Origin of the sequence: Bradyrhizobium sp. 1200_D9_N1_1 (assembly GCF_052075915.1) — a bacterium.
GTDB lineage: Bacteria > Pseudomonadota > Alphaproteobacteria > Rhizobiales > Xanthobacteraceae > Bradyrhizobium > Bradyrhizobium diazoefficiens.
The window spans coordinates 5,649,762-5,670,993 of sequence record NZ_CP197226.1 but is presented as its reverse complement, the minus strand read 5'-3'; the positions used below and the strand labels follow the sequence as shown (position 1 = coordinate 5,670,993).

19 protein-coding genes are annotated in these 21,232 nt (G+C 64.7%); 17 read left to right on the top strand and 2 right to left on the bottom strand.

Going from position 1 to position 21,232, the window contains the following annotated elements; translation table 11 throughout:
• The first annotated feature begins 127 nt into the window (after positions 1 to 127).
• The 12 genes from AB5K84_RS27550 (at position 128) to AB5K84_RS27495 (ending at position 11,779) form a co-directional block, all read left to right on the top strand.
• The gene (locus AB5K84_RS27550) at positions 128 to 1,195 is read left to right on the top strand and encodes an ABC transporter ATP-binding protein (RefSeq protein ID WP_011086694.1); all 1,068 of its coding nucleotides are present in this window, start codon (positions 128 to 130) and stop codon (positions 1,193 to 1,195) included.
• A 59-nt stretch (positions 1,196 to 1,254) separates the two neighbouring features.
• Positions 1,255 to 2,574 carry an ABC transporter substrate-binding protein gene (locus AB5K84_RS27545; protein WP_011086695.1) on the top strand — a complete coding sequence of 440 codons (1,320 nt, stop codon included), beginning with the start codon at positions 1,255 to 1,257 and terminating at the stop codon, positions 2,572 to 2,574.
• A gap of 64 nt (positions 2,575 to 2,638) precedes the next feature.
• The gene (locus AB5K84_RS27540; protein WP_028170961.1) at positions 2,639 to 3,595 is read left to right on the top strand and encodes a carbohydrate ABC transporter permease; all 957 of its coding nucleotides are present in this window, start codon (positions 2,639 to 2,641) and stop codon (positions 3,593 to 3,595) included.
• Entirely contained in the window at positions 3,588 to 4,511 is a 924-nt protein-coding gene (locus AB5K84_RS27535) for a carbohydrate ABC transporter permease (RefSeq protein WP_011086697.1), read from the top strand. Before AB5K84_RS27540 ends, AB5K84_RS27535 begins: the two co-directional genes overlap by 8 nt.
• A gap of 72 nt (positions 4,512 to 4,583) precedes the next feature.
• On the top strand, positions 4,584 to 5,570 hold the full coding sequence (gene denD, locus AB5K84_RS27530; RefSeq protein WP_028170962.1) for a D-erythronate dehydrogenase: 987 nt from the start codon (positions 4,584 to 4,586) through the stop codon (positions 5,568 to 5,570).
• A gap of 29 nt (positions 5,571 to 5,599) precedes the next feature.
• Positions 5,600 to 6,592 (top strand): sugar kinase, encoded by a 993-nt coding sequence (locus AB5K84_RS27525; RefSeq protein WP_038966881.1) that lies wholly within the window; start codon positions 5,600 to 5,602, stop codon positions 6,590 to 6,592.
• A 13-nt stretch (positions 6,593 to 6,605) separates the two neighbouring features.
• Positions 6,606 to 7,256, top strand: coding sequence for a bifunctional 4-hydroxy-2-oxoglutarate aldolase/2-dehydro-3-deoxy-phosphogluconate aldolase (gene eda / locus AB5K84_RS27520; protein ID WP_038966878.1), 651 nt, complete (start codon positions 6,606 to 6,608; stop codon positions 7,254 to 7,256).
• 62 nt (positions 7,257 to 7,318) lie between these two features.
• The gene (locus AB5K84_RS27515) at positions 7,319 to 8,488 is read left to right on the top strand and encodes an acetyl-CoA acetyltransferase (protein WP_011086701.1); all 1,170 of its coding nucleotides are present in this window, start codon (positions 7,319 to 7,321) and stop codon (positions 8,486 to 8,488) included.
• A gap of 120 nt (positions 8,489 to 8,608) precedes the next feature.
• A complete protein-coding gene (locus AB5K84_RS27510; RefSeq protein WP_011086702.1) occupies positions 8,609 to 8,815 on the top strand; it encodes a hypothetical protein in 207 nt (68 codons plus the stop codon).
• A 118-nt stretch (positions 8,816 to 8,933) separates the two neighbouring features.
• A complete protein-coding gene (locus AB5K84_RS27505; RefSeq protein ID WP_011086703.1) occupies positions 8,934 to 10,133 on the top strand; it encodes a CaiB/BaiF CoA transferase family protein in 1,200 nt (399 codons plus the stop codon).
• A 153-nt stretch (positions 10,134 to 10,286) separates the two neighbouring features.
• Positions 10,287 to 11,423 (top strand): thiolase family protein, encoded by a 1,137-nt coding sequence (locus AB5K84_RS27500; RefSeq protein ID WP_038966879.1) that lies wholly within the window; start codon positions 10,287 to 10,289, stop codon positions 11,421 to 11,423.
• A complete protein-coding gene (locus AB5K84_RS27495) occupies positions 11,420 to 11,779 on the top strand; it encodes a Zn-ribbon domain-containing OB-fold protein (RefSeq protein ID WP_011086705.1) in 360 nt (119 codons plus the stop codon). Before AB5K84_RS27500 ends, AB5K84_RS27495 begins: the two co-directional genes overlap by 4 nt.
• A 474-nt stretch (positions 11,780 to 12,253) precedes the next feature.
• Here AB5K84_RS27495 and AB5K84_RS27490 read toward each other — a convergent pair whose 3' ends face one another.
• Entirely contained in the window at positions 12,254 to 13,012 is a 759-nt protein-coding gene (locus tag AB5K84_RS27490) for a FadR/GntR family transcriptional regulator (protein WP_011086706.1), read from the bottom strand.
• A 129-nt stretch (positions 13,013 to 13,141) separates the two neighbouring features.
• Here AB5K84_RS27490 and AB5K84_RS27485 point away from each other — a divergent pair, with 129 nt between their 5' ends.
• The 5 genes from AB5K84_RS27485 to AB5K84_RS27465 all read left to right on the top strand — a co-directional run bounded on the left by AB5K84_RS27485 (position 13,142) and on the right by AB5K84_RS27465 (position 19,359).
• Entirely contained in the window at positions 13,142 to 14,533 is a 1,392-nt protein-coding gene (locus AB5K84_RS27485; RefSeq protein WP_162494084.1) for an aspartate aminotransferase family protein, read from the top strand.
• 20 nt (positions 14,534 to 14,553) lie between these two features.
• On the top strand, positions 14,554 to 16,158 hold the full coding sequence (locus AB5K84_RS27480; protein WP_011086708.1) for an ABC transporter substrate-binding protein: 1,605 nt from the start codon (positions 14,554 to 14,556) through the stop codon (positions 16,156 to 16,158).
• A gap of 13 nt (positions 16,159 to 16,171) precedes the next feature.
• Positions 16,172 to 18,403, top strand: a complete 2,232-nt coding sequence (locus tag AB5K84_RS27475; RefSeq protein WP_011086709.1) for a N,N-dimethylformamidase beta subunit family domain-containing protein — start codon at positions 16,172 to 16,174, stop codon at positions 18,401 to 18,403.
• A gap of 99 nt (positions 18,404 to 18,502) precedes the next feature.
• Positions 18,503 to 19,030 carry a carboxymuconolactone decarboxylase family protein gene (locus AB5K84_RS27470; RefSeq protein WP_011086710.1) on the top strand — a complete coding sequence of 176 codons (528 nt, stop codon included), beginning with the start codon at positions 18,503 to 18,505 and terminating at the stop codon, positions 19,028 to 19,030.
• Between the two features lie 26 nt (positions 19,031 to 19,056).
• Entirely contained in the window at positions 19,057 to 19,359 is a 303-nt protein-coding gene (locus AB5K84_RS27465) for a nucleoside triphosphate pyrophosphohydrolase family protein (protein ID WP_027543134.1), read from the top strand.
• 16 nt (positions 19,360 to 19,375) lie between these two features.
• Here AB5K84_RS27465 and glsA read toward each other — a convergent pair whose 3' ends face one another.
• On the bottom strand, positions 19,376 to 21,217 hold the full coding sequence (glsA, locus tag AB5K84_RS27460; RefSeq protein ID WP_011086712.1) for a glutaminase A: 1,842 nt from the start codon (positions 21,215 to 21,217) through the stop codon (positions 19,376 to 19,378).
• Positions 21,218 to 21,232 lie beyond the last annotated feature (15 nt).

Sequence of the window (21,232 nt, the reverse complement as noted above, 5' to 3'; positions counted from 1 at the left end):
CAAATTGCCAAAACCGCACAAACTGCCGACAATGTCGCCTGTTAAGACCGGGCTTCGTTCGGCGAAGTTCAGAAAAAACAAGACGGTCGCGGCGCGAGGCGCCGTGGACTTTCGAGGAGGGAGCTAGATGTCGTCTGTGCAAATCCGCGACGTGCGGAAATCGTTCGGCAACTTTGAAGTCCTGCACGGCGTCTCGATCCCGATCGAGGACGGCCAGTTCGTCGTTCTGGTGGGCCCCTCCGGCTGCGGCAAGTCGACGCTTCTGCGCATGCTCGCAGGCCTCGAGAACATCACCTCCGGCACGATCTCGATCGGCGACCGCGTCGTCAATAATGTCCAGCCCAAGGAGCGGGACATTGCGATGGTGTTCCAGAACTACGCGCTCTATCCGCATATGACCGTTGGCGAGAATATGGGCTTCTCGCTGAAGCTGCGGAACGCGAGTTCCGACGAGATCAACAAGCGCGTCAAGCGCGCCGCCGAGATCCTCGCGCTGTCGCCGCTGCTCGAGCGCTATCCGCGCCAGCTCTCCGGCGGCCAGCGTCAGCGCGTCGCCATGGGCCGCGCCATCGTGCGCGATCCGCAGGTCTTCCTGTTCGACGAGCCCTTGTCGAACCTCGACGCCAAGTTGCGCGTCGCCATGCGCACCGAGATCAAGGAGCTGCACCAGCGGCTGAAGACCACGACCGTCTACGTCACCCACGACCAGATCGAGGCCATGACTATGGCCGACAAGATCGTCGTCATGCATGACGGCATCGTCGAGCAGATGGGCACGCCGCTCGAGCTCTACGACAAGCCTGAAAACCAGTTCGTCGCCGGCTTCATCGGCTCGCCGGCCATGAACTTCCTGAAGGGGCATGTCCGCGTCAACGGCACTGCGACCTTCGAAGGGCCGAACGGCGTCAAGCTGCCGCTCAGGAACGCGCCGGAGGGGGCCGACGGCCGTCCCGTGGTCTTTGGTGTCCGGCCCGAGCATTTCACCATCGCCGACGATGGCGCTGAGGCCGAGATCGTCGTGGTCGAGCCGACCGGCTCGGAAACCCAGGTCTTCGCCAAGCTCGGCGGCGAGCAGGTCGTCGCCGTTTTCCGCGAGCGTCACCAGTTCAACCCGGGCGACAAGGTCCGGCTGAGGCCCGATCCGTCGGTGGTTCACCTGTTCGACGAGGCCACGGGGAAACGGCTCAATGCGTAATGCAAGCTGAATAAGGCAGACTGCAAAAGACTACAAAAAAGCATCACAGGGAGGACGACATGCAAGACTTTACCCGCCGGGCTCTGCTCCAAGGCGGAACCGCGCTGGCTGCCACCGGCGCACTGACCGGGCCGGCACTGTTCGACTTCGCAAGGGCTTGGGCGGCGGACTCGCCGTGGAAGGCCGAGCCGGGCGCCAAGCTGACGGTGATGCGCTGGAAGCGTTTCGTGCCGCAGGAAGACGAAGCATTCAACGCCATGGTCGCGGCGTTCAAGACTGCGACCGGCACCGAGATGAACGTGTTCAGCGAGTCCTTCGAGGACGTGCAGCCGAAGGCATCGGTTGCCGCCAACACCGGCTCGGGTCTCGATCTGGCCTGGGGCCTGCACACGCTGCCGCAGCTGTTCCCGACCAAGGTCCTCAAGATGAACGACGTCGCCGATTATCTCGGCAAGAAGTACGGCGGATGGACCGATGCGGCAGCCAAGACCTGCAAGCTCGGTGACGACTGGTTGGGAATCCCGGTTGCGACCAACGGCGGCTACATGACGTACCGCAAGTCGGCGACGGACAAGGCCGGCTTCAAGGAATTCCCGAAGGACTTCCCCGGCTTCCTCGAGATGTGCAAGGCACTGAAGGCAAACAACACGCCGGCCGGCTTTGCCCTCGGCCATGCCAGCGGCGACGGCAACTCATGGCTGCACTGGGTCCTCTGGGGCCACGGCGCTTACACGGTCGACCAGAACGACAAGGTCATCATCAATTCGCCGGAGACGGCGAAGGCGCTGGAGTATTGCAAGGCGCTTTACGAGACCTTCATCCCGGGCACGCCGTCGTGGAACGACTCCTCCAACAACAAGGCGTACCTGGCTGGCGAACTCTATTGTACGGCCAACGGCATCTCGATCTACGTGGGGGCCAAGACCGATCCGACCAAGAAGGAGCTGACTGAGGACACCTATCACGCCCTGTGGCCGGTGGGTCCGATCGGCAAGCCGACCGAATTGCAGCTTGCGCTGCCCATCCTCGCGTTCAACTTCACCAAATATCCGAACGCAGCGAAGGCCTTCATCGCCTTCATGCTGGAGAAGGAGAACTACGAGAAGTGGTTGAGCGGTGCGCAAGGCTATTTGACGCAGACCTTGAACGCCTATGAGACGGCCCCGGTCTGGACCGCGGATCCCAAGAACGCCGTGTTTGCGCAGGCGTCCAAGCGTACGTTGCCGGCCTCGGGCATCGGCACTGTGGGCGAGAAGGCGGCAACCGCAATCGCCGACTTCATCGTCGTCGACATGTTCGCCAACTATTGCACCGGCACCAAGGATGTGAAGGGCTCAATGGCGGAAGCCGAGCGCCAGTTGAAGCGCATCTATCGTTAACCGTCGCGGAGTGGGTGGTCTCGCCGGCCACCCACTCGTCAACACTCCGATCAGGGATCCGAGCATGGCCGATATCGCAGTTGCTCCCCGCGCCAAGCCGCAGATTCAAAAGGCACGCGCCTGGGACCAGCTCAAGCACAACCGCAACTGGCTCGGTTTCTGGTTCATGGTGCCGGCCATGGCATTCCTGATCTTCTTCCTGGCCTATCCGCTCGGGCTCGGGATCTGGCTGTCCTTCACCGATACCCGCATCGGCCGCGTCGGGCACTTCATCGGCACCGAGAACTACGAATGGCTCTGGGACGATTCCATCTTCTGGCTGTCGGTGTTCAACACGCTGCTCTACACCTTCGTCGCCAGCGCCGTTAAATTCGCGGTCGGGCTCTATCTCGCGTTGCTCCTGAACGAACACATGCCGTTCAAGGCGATGCTGCGCGCAGCCGTACTGATCCCGTTCATCGTGCCCACGGTGCTCTCCGCGCTGGCGTTCTGGTGGATATTCGACTCTCAGTTCTCCATCATCTCATGGTCGTTGCGGCATCTCGGGCTGATCAGCCAGAACATCAATTTCCTCGGGGATACCACCTGGGCGAGGATCTGCGTTATCTTCGCCAATATCTGGCGCGGAGTGCCGTTCGTGGCGATCACGCTGCTCGCCGGCCTGCAGACGGTATCGCCCTCGCTCTATGAAGCCGCGACCCTGGACGGCGCCACGCGCTGGCAGAATTTCCGCTTCATAACCTATCCGCTGCTGACGCCGATCATCGCCGTGGTGATGACTTTCTCGGTGCTGTTCACCTTCACCGACTTCCAGCTGATCTGGGCGATGACGCGCGGCGGCCCGGTCAATGCGACCCACCTGATGGCGACGCTGTCCTATCAGCGCGCGATCATCGCAGGGCAACTCGGCGAGGGCGCCGCGATCTCGAGCGCCATGATTCCATTCCTGCTTGCTGCGATCATGGTCTCCTGGTTCGGCCTCCAGCGTCGCAAGTGGCAACAGGGAGAAAGCAATGACTGATCTTCCTGCCTCGAAAGTCGATCTCAAGTCCGTGCTATCGACGCCGGCGCGCGCCGATAACAGCGAGGGCATGAGCTATCTCCAGTCCGTGCCGCGGCGCATGGTGACGCTCTATCTGCCGCTCACGATCATCGTCGTGGTTCTGCTGTTCCCGTTCTACTGGATGGCGCTGACCTCGGTGAAGCCGGACGAGCAGCTGCTCGATCTCGACAAGTTCAATCCGTTCTGGACCTGGAATCCGACCTTCAAGCACTTCTACAAGCTGCTTTTCGAGAGCTACTATCCGCATTGGCTCTGGAACACGATGTACGTGGCGATCTGCGCCACGGTGCTCTCGATCGTCGCATCGGTGTTTGCGGCCTACGCCATCGTGCGGCTGCGTTACAAGGGCGCCAATCTGGTCGGGGGGCTGATCTTCCTTGCCTATCTCGTGCCGCCTTCGATCCTGTTCATTCCGCTCGCCACCGTCGTGTATCAGTACGGCCTTTTCGACTCGCCGCTGGCGCTGATCCTGACCTATCCGACGATCCTGATCCCGTTCTCGACCTGGCTGCTGATGGGCTATTTCAAGACCATCCCCTTCGAGCTCGAGGAATGCGCGCTGATCGACGGCGCGAGCCGCTGGCAGATCCTGATCAAGATCGTCGTGCCGCTCGCAATCCCCGGCCTCATCTCGGCCTTCATCTTCTGTTTCACGCTATGCTGGAACGAGTTCATCTACGCACTGACCTTCCTGCAATCGACCAGCAACAAGACGGTGCCGGTCGCGATCGTCAACGAGTTCGTGGATGGTGACATCTACCGTTGGGGTTCGCTGATGGCGGGGGCGCTGGCCGGCTCGCTGCCGCTCGTCATCCTTTACGCCTTCTTCGTGGAGCATTATGTGTCGGCGATGACCGGCGCCGTGAAGGAATGATCGCGGGGCTTGCCGAGGGCGCGTCAGGAGCGGCGCGGTCCGGCCAATAAGCCAATAAGAAGGAGTAGGCTCTTGCACATTCTGGTTCTGGGCGCCGCCGGCATGGTCGGCCGTAAATTCTGTGAACGGCTGCTGCGCGACGGCCGGCTCGGCAAGAGCGAGATCACCAAGCTGACCATGCACGACGTGGTCGAGCCCAAGAAGCCGGAGAAGGCCGGTTTTCCGGTCGAGACGGTGTCGGGCGATTTCGCCGTGCCGGGCGCGGCCGAAAAGCTGATCGCCGGACGCCCGGATGCGATCTTCCATCTCGCCGCGATCGTGTCGGGCGAGGCCGAACTCGATTTCGACAAGGGCTACCGCATCAATCTCGACGGCACGCGAATGCTGCTCGACGCGATCCGCCTCGTCGGCGGCGGCTACAAGCCGCGCGTGGTGTTCACCTCGTCGATCGCGGTGTTCGGCGCCCCGTTCCCGGACGCGATCGGCGACGAGTTCTTCCACACCCCGCTGCTCAGCTACGGCACCCAGAAGGCGATCGGCGAGCTGCTGCTCGCCGACTATTCCCGCCGCGGCTTCCTCGATGGCATCGGCATCCGCCTGCCGACCATCTGCATCCGGCCCGGCCTGCCCAACAAGGCGGCATCGGGCTTCTTCTCCAACATCCTGCGTGAGCCGCTGGCCGGCAAGGAAGCGATCCTCCCGGTGTCCGAGGACGTCCGCCATTGGCATGCGACGCCGCGTTCGGCCGTCGGTTTCCTGCTGCACGCCGGCACCATGGACCTCGCCACCGTCGGCCCGCGCCGCAACCTGACCATGCCGGGCCTGTCGGCGACCGTCGGCGAGCAGATCGCCGCCTTGAAGCGCGTTGCCGGCGAAAAGGTCGCAGCCCGCATCAAGCGGGAGCCCGATCCCTTCATCGTCGGCATCGTCGGCGGCTGGCCGCGCAACTTCAACGCAAAGCGGTCGCTCGAGCTCGGCTTCACCACTGCCGAGAAGAATTTCGACGATATCATCCGCATTCACATCGAAGACGAGCTCGGCGGCAATTTCGTCGCCTGACGCAATCGATGAACAGCCTGGATCTGATGATGGCGAGCGTTGCTTGCATCGGCGAATGCATGGTCGAGCTCCGGCAGGCCCAAGGTGGACATTCCGCGGGACAATCTGCCGGACAGTCCGCCGGGCAGGGCGGCGGTCTCTATTCGCGCGGCTTCGGCGGTGACACCCTCAACACCGCGGTCTATCTGGCGCGGCTCGAGGTCAAGGTCGATTACTTCACCGCGCTCGGCGACGATGCCCTGAGCGATGAGATGATCGCGGCCTGGAATGCGGAGAGCATCGGGACCCGCCGCGTCGTGCGCTTGCCGGGCAAGCTGCCCGGCCTCTACATGATCCAGACTGATGCGAAGGGCGAGCGCCAGTTCTTCCACTGGCGCGACAGCGCGGCCGCCCGCCAGCTGATGAGCCTGCCGGAGACGGACGAACTGCTCAACTCGCTGATGAGCTACGACATCGTCTATCTCTCCGCGATCACGCTCTCGATCTACGACGCCCCCGGCCGCGAGCGCCTGCTCGCGGCGATCAAGCGCGCCCGCCTGCTCGGTACCCGCTTCGTGTTCGACACCAATTTTCGCGCGCGGGGATGGCCCGATCGCGATGTCGCCCGCGAGGCCTTTGCCGCGGCGTTTGCGACCGCCGACATCGTGCTGACCTCGACCGAGGATCTCCTCGCGCTCTATCCGGGCGAGAGCCGCGACCAGCTGATGGCGCGCATCCCGAGCCCCGAGCTGGTGTTCCGGCTCGCCGAGCCGGTCAGCCTGTTGCGCTTTCCGGGCGGCACCAGCGAGGTCCGTGCCGAGCCCATGACCAAGCCCGTGGTGGACACCACGGCGGCCGGCGACAGCTTTGCCGCGGCCTATATCGCAGCCCGGCTCGCCGGTTCCGAGCCGGTCGAGGCGGCGCAGGCCGGTCATCGCCTCGCCAGCCTCGTGATCTGCTATCCCGGCGCCATCATTCCAGGCTATGCCATGCCGCCGAAGAAGCGGCACCGGCCGGCGGCTACGCGCCAAGCGACCAAGTGAAACGAAGGCCAAGATGACCACGACTGCCCAACAGAACCAGCTCGTCGCGCTATTCAAGGCTGCGACCGTTATTCCCGTCCTCACCATCGAGCGCATCCAGGATGCTGTACCGCTGGCCCGTGCGCTGGTTGCGGGCGGCGTCCGCACGCTGGAGGTGACCCTGCGCACCCCCGTTGCGATCGAGGCGGCGAGGGCGATGATGGCCGAGGTACCCGAGGCGGTCGTCGGCATCGGCACGATTCTCAATCCGGCCGACTTCACTCGTGTGGAGAAGCTCGGCGTCGCGTTCGGCATCAGCCCGGGCCTGACCCCGGACCTGTTGAAGGCCGCCACCGACAGCTCGTTGCCGTTTGCGCCGGGCATTGCCACGGCGTCCGAACTGATGATGGCGCTGTCCTACGGCTTCGACGTCGCAAAATTCTTCCCGGCCGAGCAGGCCGGCGGCATCAAGGGCCTGCGCGCGCTCGGCGGGCCATTCCCGAACGTGCGGTTCTGCCCGACCGGCGGGGTGGGCGAGGCCAATGCGGCGACCTGGCTGGCGGAGCCCAACGTGGTCGCGGTCGGCGGATCCTGGCTGTGCCCGACCGCGGAGATCAGGGCGGGGAACTGGGCCGGCATAACTGCCATCTGCCAGCGCACCCTCAAGGCCCTGAAAGGCGCGTGAAGTCTTGCCATCCCTAGGCTAAGACATAGCTCAGGGGAGAGCGCTTCCAAGGAGAAAAGACCATGACTGCCAGCATCGTCGGATGGGCGCATACGCCGTTCGGCAAGTTTGACACCGAGACCGTCGAAAGCCTCGTCGTCCGCGTGGCCAATGAGGCGCTGGCGGATGCCGGCATTTCGGCCGGCGACGTCGACGAGATCGTGCTGGGTCATTTCAACGCCGGCTTCTCGCCGCAGGATTTCACCGCTTCCTTGGTGCTCCAGGCCGACCCGAAGCTGCGTTTCAAGCCGGCAACCCGCGTCGAGAACGCTTGTGCGACCGGCTCTGCCGCGGTGCACCAAGGCCTGCGCGCGATTGCCGCAGGTGCGGCCAGGATCGTGCTCGTCGTCGGCGTCGAGCAGATGACCCGCACGCCGGGGCCGGAGATCGGCAAGAACCTGCTCAAGGCGTCCTACCTGCCCGAGGACGGCGACACGGTGGGCGGCTTTGCCGGCGTGTTCGGCAAGATTGCCAGCTCCTACTTCCAGAAATACGGCGACCAGTCCGATGCGCTGGCGCTGATCGCGGCCAAGAACCACAAGAACGGCGTCGCCAATCCCTTCGCCCAGATGCGCAAGGATTTCGGCTTCGAGTTCTGCCGCGCCGAGAGCGAGAAGAACCCTTACGTCGCCGGCCCCCTGAAGCGCACCGATTGCTCGCTCGTCTCCGATGGCGCGGCGGCGCTGATCCTGGCCGACGCCGAGACCGCCAAGGGCATGAGCAAGTCGATCGGCTTCCGCGCCACCGCGCACGCCCAGGACTTCCTGCCGATGTCCAAGCGCGACATCCTCCAGTTCGAGGGCTGCACGGTCGCCTGGCAGCGGGCGCTGGAGAAGGCGGGCGTCGCGCTCACCGATCTCTCCTTCGTCGAGACCCATGACTGCTTCACCGTCGCCGAGCTGATCGAATACGAAGCGATGGGCCTGACGCCGAAGGGGCAGGGCGCCCGCGCCATCAAGGAAGGCTGGACGCTCAAGGACGGCAAGCTGCCGGTCAATCCGTCCGGCGGGTTGAAGGCCAAGGGCCACCCGATCGGTGCCACCGGCGTTTCCATGCACGTGATGACCGCGATGCAGCTTGCGGGCCAGGCGCCCGAGGGCATGCAGCTCAAAAATGCAAAACTCGGCGGCATCTTCAACATGGGCGGTGCAGCGGTTGCCAACTACGTCTCCGTGCTGGAGCCGCTGAAGTAAGGCTTGTAGGGTGGGCAAAGGCGCGAAGCGCGGTGCCCACCTTCTTTCTTTATTGCGCTAGATCATGGTGGCCCCGCCCGGGCCCCTTAAAGCTCTTGATTGATTTGCAGGGAATGCATCATGAGCAATGACTACGAAGACTCGCTGTCGATGGACGCACTCAACGATCGCATCGCGATCCTCGAGGACAATATCAGGCAGCTCATCGAGCAGGCCGCGGCCGCTTCCGGCGAGCAGAACGAGTCGCGCATCGCGGACCGGATCAGCCAGCAGAACGAAGAGCTCGACCGGCTCCTGAAGATCCGGGAATCCCGCGAGAAGAAATAGCGGCCGCGCCACCACGCATGCAGCCATACGCCGGCCGCCCTTGCGCGCGCGGCGTCGCTGCCGTTAGCTGGACCGAAATCGCGGGCTGAGCCGAGCCCGCGCAATCGGGAGCGAACGAATGGGGCCGCTGAAGGGCATCAAGGTCGTCGACATGACCACCGTGCTGATGGGGCCCTATGCGACCCAGATGCTCGGCGACTACGGTGCCGACGTGATCAAGGTGGAGTCGCTGGACGGCGACGTCACCCGCCTGATCGGCCCGATGCGCCACGCCGGCATGGGCCCGGTGTTTCTCAACACCAACCGCAGCAAGCGTTCGATCTGCCTCGATCTGAAGAAGCCTTCGGGGCGCGATGCCGTGCTGCGCCTGCTCCGGGACGCCGACGTTCTCGTCTACAACGTCCGCCCGCAGGCGATGGCGCGGCTCCAGCTCGGCTATGACGTCGTCTCGGAGATCAATCCGCGCCTCGTCTACGCCGGCGTGTTCGGCTTCGGCCAGGACGGGCCCTATGCGGCCAAACCCGCCTATGACGATCTGATCCAGGGTGCCACCGCGCTGCCGGCGCTGATGGCGCAGACGGGCGACGGCGTGCCGCGCTACGTGCCCAACGCGCTGGTCGACCGCATCGTCGGCCTCACTGCCGTCGGCGCGATCTGCGCCAGCCTCGTGCACCGCGACCGGACCGGGCGCGGCCAGCGCGTCGACATCCCGATGTTCGAGACCATGGCCGGCTTCGTCATGGGCGATCACATGGGCGGGCTCACCTTCGAGCCGCCGCTCGACAAGGGCGGCTATGCCCGCCACCTCTCGCGCGACCGCAGGCCCTACAAGACGTCGGACGGCTATCTCAGCGTCATCGTCTACAATGACAAGCAGTGGGAAAATTTCTTCAAGGCGACGGGTCGCGACGATCTGCGCGCCGACCCCAAATTCGCGACCTTCGCCGGCCGCGCCAATAATATCGACGTCGTCTATGCCGAGCTCGCCCGCATCTTCGAGACGCGCACGACAGCCGAATGGATCGACCTGCTGACCAAGGCCGATGTGCCGGTCATGCCGATGCACGACCTCGCCTCGATGCTGCACGATGAGCATCTCGAGGCGACCGGCTTCTTCCCGGTCGTGGACCATCCGACCGAAGGCCCGATCCGCAGCATGAAGGTGACGGCGAGCTGGTCGGAGACCGAAGCCGAGACCACCAGGCTTGCGCCGCGTCTCAACGAGCACGGCGCGGAGATCCTCAAGGAGATCGGTTATTCCGCCGACGAGATCGCAGCCATGGTCCGCGACGGCGTGACGCGCTCGTTGCCGGAGTAGGGGAGGAAGCGATGGCGACAATTCTCTCATCCGTCATTCCGGGGCGCGACGAAGTCGCGAGCCCGGAATCCATTTATCCTCCGCCATGCTGCGCGATGGATTCCGGGCTCGGCCCTTCGGGCCGCCCCGGAATGACAGCGGAGGGGTAATCGCATGAGCTTCATCACCGGCGTCGGCCTCACGCCGTACGGCAAGCACGAAGGCTCATCCTCGCTCGACCTGATGAGCAGGGCCGCGCATGCCGCGCTCGACGATGCCGGGCTGAAGCGCGCCGAGATCGACGGCGTCCTCTGCGGCTACTCCACCGTCTCGCCGCACATCATGCTGGCGACCGTGTTCGCCGAGCACTTTGGTATCCGCCCTTCTTACGCCCATGCCGTGCAGGTCGGCGGCGCCACGGGGCTGGCGATGACGATGCTCGCGCATCATCTCGTCGAGGCCGGCGTCGCGCGCAATGTGCTCGTCGTCGCCGGCGAGAACCGCCTCACGGGACAGAGCCGCGACGCCTCGATCCAGGCGCTGGCGCAGGTCGGCCATCCCGATTACGAAGTGCCGCTCGGCCCGACCATTCCCGCCTATTATGGCCTCGTTGCTAACAGGTACATGCACGAATATGGCGTGACCGAAGAGGACCTTGCTGAATTCGCGGTGCTGATGCGGGCCCACGCCTGCACCCATCCCGGCGCGCAATTCCGAGATCCCATCACGGTCGCGGACGTCATGGCCTCGAAGCCGGTCGCGATGCCGTTGAAACTGCTCGATTGTTGCCCGGTGTCGGACGGCGGCGCGGCCTTCGTCATCAGCCGCGAGCGGACGGGCGAGGCCGGCGTGCGCATCCGCGGCTGCGCCCAGGCCCACACCCATCAGCACGTCACGGCCGCGCCCGGCTTGAGCGAGCTCGGCGCCGAAATCTCGATCGCGCGCGCCAGGGAGGCCCCCGGCCTTGCGATCTCCGACGTGCGCTACGCCGCGATCTACGACAGTTTTACGATCACGCTTGCGATGCTGCTGGAGGACCTCGGCCTCGCCGGCCGTGGTGAAGCGGCGGCCCGCGTACGCTCTGGCCACTATGGCCGCGACGGCGCGATGCCGCTCAACACCCATGGCGGTCTGCTCAGCTACGGTCATTGCGGCGTCGGCGGTGCGATGGCGCATCTGGTCGAGGCGCATTTGCAGATGACGGGGCGGGCGGCGAATCGCCAGGTGCGCGATGCCTCGATCGCACTGCTGCACGGCGACGGCGGCGTGCTGTCGTCCCATGTCAGCATGTTCCTGGAGCGGGTGCGATGAGCGAGCGTCTGGCCGACTGGACCACGGGCGAACGGGCCATCACCTTTCAGACCTGCGGCGCATGCGGTCATGTGCAGTATTTCCATCGCGCTTTCTGCGCGGCCTGCGGTGGGTCCGGCCCATCCGAGCAGCGCGCCAGCGGCAAGGGCAGGGTCTACGCGACCTCGCTGGTCTGCCGCGCCGCCACGCCCGAGACGCGCGCGCACGTGCCCTACAACATCCTGCTGGTCGATTGTGCCGAGGGTTTTCGTATGATGGCCCACGGCGAGACCGACCTCGCCATCGGCGACGAGGTCAATGCGAGCTTCAAGCCGTTCGCCGGGAAGCTCGTGCCGTTCTTCACCAAAAGCAAATAGCGGGATTTCGTCATTCGGGGGCGGTCCGGAAGACCGAGCCTGGAACGGGTATTCTGGGCCTGGCCTGTGCGAGGGCCACCCCGGAACGACGAAAACTCTTACAACGCTTACAACTCTTACTAGGCTTACAACTCTTACTAGCGCCCGTAGAACAAGATGCTGGCGATGACGAGCATCGCCGTCACCGCCAGCATATGCGCGAGCGCTCCCGAGGCCGCCCCCTTGGTGGCTTCCTTCATGCCTTTTCTCCCTAGACTTGGGCGTGACTCATCGTTGCGCGGCTAGCGCACCCGACGGCCAATTGTTTTTACTCGGAACACCCCTTGCGAGTATCCGCCGCGATTTGTCCCCACGCGGCGAATATCGACTGTGCCAAGGTCGATCAGCAATGCGGCGGGATTTTGACTCGATGATGTTGCTCTTGCGGTCGCGCAGCACAGGGTTTGCGGAAACTTGCTTCAACCGCGAAAAGTTTCACCGGGCCTTCTTGGGAGAATTCGCGGGCGCCTTGGTCGTGGCCATCGATCTGGCATTCGAAGCCTCCATCAGCGCATCCCTGATGTTGGTGAGGTGACGCGTCATGGCGAGGCTCGCCTTGCGTGGGTTCCTCGCTTGAACGGCTTCGAAGATGGCCTCGTGATCCCTGCGCCACATGGGACGATAGTCCTCCATCTGCATGTGGTTGTGAATTTCCTGCCAGATGCCGGACTCGGTTTGCGCGCGCCACAGCGAGTCGCTGATCTGCACCAGCGCGCCGTTCCCCGTCGCCTCGGCCAGCGCCATGTGGAAACGGTGATCCGACGTGTCGGCCTCGCGTCCCTGCGCATGTTCCCAGCGCATCATGGCGAGCGCTTCGGCGAGCTGCGCGAAGGTGGCTTCGGTGCCGCGCTGCGCCGCGATCGCGGCGATCTGCGGCTCGATGAGCTGGCGCGCTTCCAGGTTCTCGAACGGCCCGAAACCTTCGAGCGCGTGCACGTCGGGTGCTTCCTGACGACTGATCACATAGACGCCGCTGTTGCTGCGCACCTTCAGCATGCCGGCCATCGCCAGCGACAGGATGGCCTCGCGCACCGTGGGCCGCGACACGCCAAAGGCCTTCGCGAGATCGCGCTCTGCCGGCAGGCGCTGGCCGATCCGGTAACTCGCCTGGATCATCGCAGCAATGCGCCGGGCGACGATCTCGAAGCTGCGTTCAGGCTTGGACGGGGGATCGTGCAACATCTTCGTGCTCATCAGCTCTTTATTTGAGTTTGACAAGCTGCCGCACGAAAGCCAAGCTGGTCAGACCAATTTGGACTGACCAGTTTCGCACGCGACCGGGGTTGGGAATGCTCCGTCGGTGGGACGATGGAGGCTGCGCGCGTGTTCGACAGCAAGCCCAATTCAGCCGAGGCGCGCGACATCGCGTTCCATCTGCACTCGCAGACCAACCCACAGCGTCATGCAGAAATCGGACCGCTGATCATGGCGCGCGGCGAGGGCGTCCATGTCTATGACGCGAGCGGCAAGCGTTATCTGGAAGCGATGGCCGGGCTCTGGTGCACCTCGCTCGGCTTTTCCGAGACGCGGCTCAAGGCCGCAGCAGCGACGGCCTACGACAAGTTCGGCTTCTATCACAGCTTCAATCACAAGACGCCGGATAACACGATCGAGCTCGCCGAGAAGCTGGTCGAAATCTCGCCGATCCCGGATGCGCAGGCCTATTTCGCCACCTCAGGCTCGGAAGCCACCGAGACGATGGTGAAGCTTGCCTGGGTGTATCACGCGGTTCGTGGCAAGCCCGGGAAGCGGAAGATCATCGCCCGCGATCGCGGTTTCCATGGCTCGACGATCGTTGCGGCCTCGATGTGCGGCCTGCCGCGCATGCATCGTGAATTCGGCCTCCCGCTCGACGGTTTCCTGCACACGCATTGCCCGGATGCCTATCGCGGCACCAGGCCGGGCGAGAGCGAGGCGGCGTTCGTCGATCGCCTTGCCGCCGATCTCGAAGCGCTGATCATGGCCGAGGGACCTGATACGATCGCCGCCTTCATCGGCGAGCCGATCAACGCCGGCGGCGGCATCGTCGTGCCGCCGAAGGGATATTTCGCTGCGATCGAGGCGGTGCTGCGCCGTCACGACATCCTGGTGCTTGGCGACGAGGTGGTCTGCGGCTTCGGCCGCACCGGCAACTGGTTCGGCTGCGAGACGGTCGGCATGAAGCCGGACATGGTGGCGCTCGCCAAGGGCATCACCTCGTCCTACTTCCCGATGTCCGCCGTGTTGCTGGGACGTCCGATCCGGGATGCACTCAGCGAGATGAACAAGGGCGGCGAGCTGTTCGGCCACGGTTTCACCAATTCCGGACACCCGGTCGGCGCGGCCATCGCGCTCGAAACGCTGAATATCTATCACGAGATGGATGTGGTGCCGCATGTCCGCCGCATGGGCAGCCGGCTCCGCGCCGGGCTGGAGCAGATCGCGCGGGATTCGCGCATCGTCGGGCAGGTGCGCGGCGAGGGATTGATGATCGGGGTCGAGCTGGTCGCCGCCCCCGCGACGCGGCAGGCCTTCGATCCCGCGCTGAAGGTCGGCGCGATGTTCGACGCGCTCGCGATCGAGAACGGCCTGATCATCCGCGCGATGGGCGACACGATCGGGTTCTGTCCGCCGCTGATCATCGACGAAGCCGGGGTTGACGAGGCGCTCGACCTTTTCGGGCGGACCTTGTTCAGCGCCGAAGCGAAGCTTGCCGAGAAACGTCCATCCGCGTAACCCGTTGAGGAGACCACAGCATGCGCCGTCGAGACCTGCTCCGATCCACACTGGGCGCCGGTCTCGGCGTCGCCTTGGGCTCGAGTTTTCCGATGCCGCGGCTGGCCCGCGCGCAAGCCTCGCGCGTGCTGCGCTTCGTGCCGCAGGCCGATGCCGCAATTCTCGATCCGATGATCACCACCGGCCTGGTCAACCGGAACCACGGCTTCCTGATCTGGGATACTCTCTACGGCGTGGATGAGAAATTCCAGGTTCAGCCGCAGATGGTCGCCGGCCACACCGTCGAGAACGACGGCAAGCTCTGGACGATGACGTTGCGGGATGGCTTGAAATTCCACGACGGTGAGCCCGTGCGCGGACGCGACGTGGTGGCGAGCCTGAAACGCTGGGCCTCGCGCGATGCGTTCGGCAATTCGCTCTTCAACCTGGTCGACGAGGTCTCGGCGCCTGATGACAAGACCGTGCGCTGGCGTCTCAAGTCGCCGTTTCCGCTGCTGCCGGAAGCGCTCGGCAAAGTGGGCGCCATCGTTGCCTTCATCATGCCGGAGCGTCTTGCACAGACGGACAGCGTCACGCCGGTCAAGGAGCTGATCGGCTCCGGTCCGTTCAAGTTCCAGGCCGATCAGCACGTGCCCGGCGCGCGTCTGGTCTACACGCGTTTCGACGGCTATGTGCCGCGCCCCGAGGGGACGCCGAGCCTGCTCGCCGGTCCGAAGATCGCGCATTTCGACCGGGTCGAGTGGCAGGTCATCCCGGATCCCGCGACGGCGGCGGCCGCACTTCAGCAGGGTGAGATCGACTGGTGGGATCAGCCCATCGTCGACCTGTTGCCGAAGCTGAAGGGCAACAAGGCGCTGAATGTCGAGCTGCTCGACCCGATAGGCAATGTCGGCGTGCTGCGTTTCAACCACACGCAGCCGCCCTTCGACAACCCGGCCATCCGCCGCGCGGTGCTCTCCGCCATCAGCCAGAAGGAATTCATGTCCGCAGTCGCGGGAGAGGACAGCAGTCTCTGGCGGGACAAAATCGGCTTCTTCGCGCCCGGCGGCAACATGGCGAACGATGCCGGCATGGAAGCGCTGACCGGCCCCCGGGATATCGCCGCCGCGGCCAAGGCGATCAGGGACGCCGGCTACAAGGGCGAGAAAGTGCTGCTGATGGCGCCGGGCGATTTCCCTGTGATCGGGCAGATGAGCGAAGTCGCGGCCGATCTGTTCCGCAAGCTCGGTTTCAATCTCGACTACGCGGCGATGGACTGGGGCTCGATGCTGCGGCGCATGGGCAACCGCGAGACGCCGGACAAGGGCGGATACAGCGCCTTCTGCACCTATTCCGCGGGTGTCACGCAGCTGAATCCGTCGGCGCATAACTTCATCCGCGGCAGCGGTGACAAGGCAACCTTCGGCTGGGCGAAGAGCGAGAAGCTGGAACAGTTGCGGGATGCCTGGTTCGCCGCGCCCGATGCCGCCGCGCAGGCCCGGATTGGCGTCGAGATGCAGAAGCAGTGCTTCGTCGATGTTCCCTACGTTCCGCTTGGTGTCTTCTATCAGCCGACCGCTTACAAGAAGAGCCTGACGGGCATGCTCAAGGGCCTGCCGTTGTTCTGGAACGTGCGCGGCGCCTGAAGAGGGATTATCGATGCTTCCGATCACCGGCTATGCGGACCGCTGGAGCGTGCGCTCCGGCGACGCCATCAACTTCATGATCGCGGTCAAGGCCGGCGGCCGCTACTCGGCGCGGATCGCCCGCGTCATCTGTGGGGACCCGAACCCGAAAGGGCCCGGTTATCGCGAGATTCCGGTCAAGTGGGATCTCGAAGGCCAGCACGATGGCATCGAGCAGTCCATCGCAAAGGGCTCATGGGTCGATGTATCAGCACTGGCGCTGCCGGCAGGCCCGATCGCCTTTGCCGCGACCGTCTGGCCGACCCTGCTCGCCGCGGGCAGGCAGGCCGTGCTGAACTGGGCGGGCGCCAGCGGCGCGCTGACGCTTGGCGTCGGCAAGGCGGGCGCTTTTGCGCGGCTTGTCGTTGGCGAGACAACATTCGAGGTCGAGACCGGCATCGCGCTCACCGAGCGGGCGTGGCACGATATCGCGTGTCTGTTCGACCCGGTGACCGGATCGCTGGCGATCGCACAGGTCCCCCGCAAGATCAGGCTCGACCGCGACGAGCGTGCGACGAAAACGCTGGGTGCGCCGCGCACCGCGTTGGCCGGCATGTGGGCCGTCGCGATTGCGGCGGAGCGCGCAGGGCAAGGCGCAGTCCACCATTTCAACGGCAAGATCGAACGGCCGCGCATCACCGATGGCAGCAACGGCCTTGATGATGTCATCGCCGCGCAAGGCTCTGGAGCCGCGGCCCAGGCCATCGCCGAATGGGATTTTTCCATCGGCATTCCGACCGACATTGCGACCGATATCGGTCCGTCCAGGGCGCACGGCGTTTGCATCAATTTGCCGACGCGCGCGATGACGGGATCGCGCTGGACAGGCGGCGTGACGCATCGCTGGACGGAACAGCCGAAGCTCTGGGGCGCGATCCATTTCCACGACGACGATATCGGCGATTCCGGCTGGCAGCCGTCGTTGACCTTCACCGTGCCGGAAGACTGGAAGAGCGGCGTCTATGCGCTGCACCTGGAAAAGGACGGCGCGCGCGACAACATCGTCTTCTATGTCCGCGCCCGCATACCGGGATCGCAGGCCAAGGTGGCATTCCTCGCCCCGACCTTCAGTTACACGGTCTATAGCCAGTATCAGAAGAAGGGCAGGCAGGCCCTGATCACGGAGCGGTCGCTCGCCTGGGGCGCGCTGGCGCAGGCGCCGGACGGCCATCCCGAATACGGCGTGTCGCCCTACAACTTCCATTCGGACGGCAGCGGCGTGGTGATGTCGACCATGCGCCGGCCGCTGATCGACAAGCGCGTGAACCAGATCCACCTCGTCGATCCCAGCGACTACGGTTCCGGCCTGTACTGGATCTCCGCCGACAGCGCCATCACCGATCTTCTGACCCGCAAGGGCATCGATTTCGAGGTCATCACCGATCACGACGTCCATGCCGAAGGCGTCGATCTGCTGTCGAAATATTCCGTGGTTCTGACCGGCCAGCATCCGGAGTACCACACGCACGAGACGCTCGATGCGCTCGGTGCCTATATCGGCAATGGCGGCCGCTTCATGTATCTCGGCGGCAACGGCTTCTACTGGAAAGTGGTGCCGCACGCGACGGGCACATGGGCTTTCGAATTGCGACGCGCCGAGGGCGGCATCCGGCTCTGGGAAACGCTCCCCGGCGAGAGCTATCATGCTTTCGACGGGTCCTATGGCGGCCTCTGGCGACGGCTCGGCCGCCCGCCGCAGGCGCTGGTCGGCGTCGGCTTCAGTACGCAAGGGGAGTACATGGGCTTCCCCTACACCTTCCTCGACGGCATTCTCGATCCCCGCGTCGCATTCATGCGCGAGGGCATCGAGGATCTGGCAAGGCCGGGCGCCAAGCTCGGCGAGCGCGGCTTCATGGGCGGTGGCGCCGCAGGCCACGAGCTCGACCGCGCCGACACGCGCCTCGGCACGCCGCATCATGCGATCATCATCGGCCGGGCCGTGCTTACCGATCCGACCTATCAGCCGGTCAATGAAGAGCGCTACGACCACACCTGGCCGGCGCCGCGCGAGGAGATCATCCGTTCCGACCTGACCTTCTTCGAGACGCCGAATGGCGGCGCGGTCTTTTCCGTCGGCTCGATGAATTTCATCGGCGCGTTGCCGGTGGACGGCTACAACAACGTGGCGGCCCTGCTGGTGACCAATATCGTCCGCCGCTTTGCCGATTCCACGCCGTTCCAGGCGCCGAAAGCGTCGACTGCGTAGCAATGACGCGATGCGCGATGATGTTGCGCTTGCGTCAGCGCAAGATTAGTCTTGGGAACTCTGAAAAAACGACAACAAGACCAAGACCCAAGGTGACTGATGGCCCGTATCAACTACAGCGACCCGTCCAAGGCGTCCGATCGCACCCGCGAAATCCTCGACAAGAACCGCCACGCCAACATCTTCCGGATGATGTCGCATTCGCCGAGCTATTTTGAGCAGTATTGCCGGCTCGGCGGGGCCATCCGCCACAAGGGCGAGCTCGATCCGGTCGTGCGCGAGCTCGCCATCACGCGCACCGGCATCCTGTGCGAGGCGCCGTACGAGATCGTCGCCCACAAGCGCATCGGCAAGAATGTCGGCGTGACCGACGAGCAGAACGAGGCGCTGGAGAACTGGCAGGCCGCGAGCTGCTTCAATGAGGTGCAACGCGCCGCGCTCGCCTTCACCGACGAGATCGTCAAGCTGAACAAGCCGACGGACGCGACCTTCAAGGCGATCGCATCGAAGCTGACGCCGGCCGCGCTGGTCGAGCTGCAGCTCTCGGTCGGCTTCTACATCATGACGTCGAAATTCCTGGAGACGTTCGAGATCGATCTTCAGCCGGTCACGGAAGTGGTGGGCTGATCCGAAAGCCGGGGCGAGGGATGCCGATGACGATCGATGAATATGCGGCCTGGGCCGCAAGCGTTGCGAAAGTCGATGAGCATCCGTCGAACGAGCGGCTGTCCTATCTCGGGCTCGGCCTCGCCGGTGAATCGGGTGAGGTCGCCGACCACATCAAGAAGCTGCTGCGCGATGACTGGCTCGACAAGGCGGGTCTCGTCGAAGAGCTCGGCGATGTCATCTATTACTGGGCCTGCCTGTGCGCCGCGACCGGCCAGCAGCCATCCGAATTGCTCAAGGCCAGCGCCGCCAAGATCAGGCGGCGGATCAGCGAGGCGGCAAGCCGATAAGACATACCGGCGTCGCTCAGGTCGACGTCAAAATATCCACCTTGGCGTTGGCGACAATCAGGCGGTCGGCGAGCAGCTGCGCGAGGTTGCGCATGATGCGCTCGGAGGCCCGCGGATGCTGCTCGCGGAAGCGCTCAAAGTCCTTCAGCGGGGCTTCGAAGGCCGTCGCCGCCATGTCGGCGAACACGTCGGCCGAGCGGGTTTGCTCGAGCAGCGCCATCTCGCCGAACGCCATGCCGGCGGTCAGGGTTGCGAGCCGCACGCCGTCGGGCAGCGTGACATGCACCGCGCCGCTGCGCAGGAAGAACAGGGCATCGGCGGGATCGCCTGTCGTGAGGATCTTTGCGCCGGACTGATAGGTCCTGATGGTGCAGATCGCGCCGAGCTCCGCCAGCTCGTCCGCGCTGAGACCTTCCAGCAGCGGCTGCTCGGCAAGCTCGGTGGTCTCGTGGAAATCGATCGAGCCGCCGTAGCGGTAGACGATCTGGTCTTCGGCCCATTCGATCGCGGTGTCGAGCAGGTAGAAGTCGCGGACGTTCTTCAGCTCCGCGGTCCACTCCCGCAGGGTATTCCACTCCTTCGAGGCGCGCCTGACGCCCGATAGCACCACCGTGACGTTCAGCGCGGCGAGCTCCTCGAAAGCTTCGGCCACGAGCCGCGCGCCGGCGCGGGTGGTGGAGGTGACGCGGTGGAGGTCGAAGATCACGAATTGCGGCCGTGGCCGGCCCGCGAGCCGCCGCGACACGTAGTCGACCGCCGACAGCGACAGCGTGCCGACCAGCTCGATGATCCGCACCTCCTGCTCGTGCGCGGCCAGGATCTCGCGCTCCTGCGCGCGTCGCACGCGCCGCGACGGGCTCTTGCCGATGTCGTAGTCGGCGATGACGGCGTTGCGCGCGTCGTCGCTGCGGTTGAGCATGTGCAGGTCGTAATGCGAGGACAGCGCCTCGCAGACCTTGATGCCGCGTACGCTGTTGCCGTGCTTGTCGAGCTTTGGCGAATAGCTGCCGAGCCCGAGCCGGGCAGGGAGCGCCGCCAGAATGCCGCCGCCGACGCCGCTCTTGGCGGGAATGCCGATGCGGTAGATCCATTCGCCGGCATAGTCGTACATGCCGGAAGACGTCATCACCGACAGCGTGCGCGAGATCGCGTAAGCGCTCATCACCTGCTCGCCGGTCACCGGATTGATGCCGCGATTGGCGAGCGTTGCCGCCATCACCGCGATGTCGCGCGCCGTGACCAGCACCGCGCATTGCCGGAAATAGACGTCGAGCACGGCGGCGACGTTGTCCGAGATCACCGCATTGGTCTTCAGGAGATAGCCGATGGCGCGGTTGCGGTCGCCGGTCTGGCTCTCCGAGCTGTAGACGGCCTCGTCCACGGCGAGATCGCGCCCGGCGAAGCGGCTGAGCGCAAGGCGGATCTGCTCGAAGGCCTCCGCGCCCTTGCTGTCGTAGATCAGTCCGGTGCACGCGATCGCGCCGGCATTGACCATCGGGTTGAACGGGTGGTTGTCGGAATTGAGCCGGATCGAGTTGAAGGGATCGCCCGACGGCTCGACGCCGATCGCGCTCTCGACGCGGCCGGCGCCCAAAAGATCCAGCGCCAGCGCGAACACGAACGGCTTTGACATCGACTGGATGGTGAAGGGCACCCTGGAGTCGCCGACCTCGTAGACATGGCCGTCCAGCGTGGCGAGGCTGATGCCAAAATAGGCAGGGTCGGCGTTGCCCAGCTCCGGAATGTAATCGGCCACCGCGCCGGAGGTTTCGGCGGAGAATTCGTTGAGGCAGGTGTCGAGAAACCGCAGCAAGGGCGGCTTCGAGCGGGTCCAGGCGGAGGCGGGCGGCGGTGTCATCGCCTCCTTGTGCAA

What these genes read in the sequence shown, in the direction of transcription:
- AB5K84_RS27495 (WP_011086705.1), top strand. Translation starts at nt 11,420, where the DNA reads ATGAGCGAGCGTCTGGCCGACTGGACCACGGGCGAACGGGCCATCACC.
- AB5K84_RS27535 (WP_011086697.1), top strand. Translation starts at nt 3,588, where the DNA reads ATGACTGATCTTCCTGCCTCGAAAGTCGATCTCAAGTCCGTGCTATCG.
- AB5K84_RS27510 (WP_011086702.1), top strand. Translation starts at nt 8,609, where the DNA reads ATGAGCAATGACTACGAAGACTCGCTGTCGATGGACGCACTCAACGAT.
- AB5K84_RS27550 (WP_011086694.1), top strand. Translation starts at nt 128, where the DNA reads ATGTCGTCTGTGCAAATCCGCGACGTGCGGAAATCGTTCGGCAACTTT.
- AB5K84_RS27515 (WP_011086701.1), top strand. Translation starts at nt 7,319, where the DNA reads ATGACTGCCAGCATCGTCGGATGGGCGCATACGCCGTTCGGCAAGTTT.
- AB5K84_RS27525 (WP_038966881.1), top strand. Translation starts at nt 5,600, where the DNA reads ATGGCGAGCGTTGCTTGCATCGGCGAATGCATGGTCGAGCTCCGGCAG.
- eda (WP_038966878.1), top strand. Translation starts at nt 6,606, where the DNA reads ATGACCACGACTGCCCAACAGAACCAGCTCGTCGCGCTATTCAAGGCT.
- AB5K84_RS27505 (WP_011086703.1), top strand. Translation starts at nt 8,934, where the DNA reads ATGGGGCCGCTGAAGGGCATCAAGGTCGTCGACATGACCACCGTGCTG.
- AB5K84_RS27475 (WP_011086709.1), top strand. Translation starts at nt 16,172, where the DNA reads ATGCTTCCGATCACCGGCTATGCGGACCGCTGGAGCGTGCGCTCCGGC.
- glsA (WP_011086712.1), bottom strand. Translation starts at nt 21,217, where the DNA reads ATGACACCGCCGCCCGCCTCCGCCTGGACCCGCTCGAAGCCGCCCTTG.
- AB5K84_RS27490 (WP_011086706.1), bottom strand. Translation starts at nt 13,012, where the DNA reads ATGAGCACGAAGATGTTGCACGATCCCCCGTCCAAGCCTGAACGCAGC.
- AB5K84_RS27480 (WP_011086708.1), top strand. Translation starts at nt 14,554, where the DNA reads ATGCGCCGTCGAGACCTGCTCCGATCCACACTGGGCGCCGGTCTCGGC.
- AB5K84_RS27545 (WP_011086695.1), top strand. Translation starts at nt 1,255, where the DNA reads ATGCAAGACTTTACCCGCCGGGCTCTGCTCCAAGGCGGAACCGCGCTG.
- AB5K84_RS27465 (WP_027543134.1), top strand. Translation starts at nt 19,057, where the DNA reads ATGACGATCGATGAATATGCGGCCTGGGCCGCAAGCGTTGCGAAAGTC.
- AB5K84_RS27500 (WP_038966879.1), top strand. Translation starts at nt 10,287, where the DNA reads ATGAGCTTCATCACCGGCGTCGGCCTCACGCCGTACGGCAAGCACGAA.
- AB5K84_RS27470 (WP_011086710.1), top strand. Translation starts at nt 18,503, where the DNA reads ATGGCCCGTATCAACTACAGCGACCCGTCCAAGGCGTCCGATCGCACC.
- AB5K84_RS27540 (WP_028170961.1), top strand. Translation starts at nt 2,639, where the DNA reads ATGGCCGATATCGCAGTTGCTCCCCGCGCCAAGCCGCAGATTCAAAAG.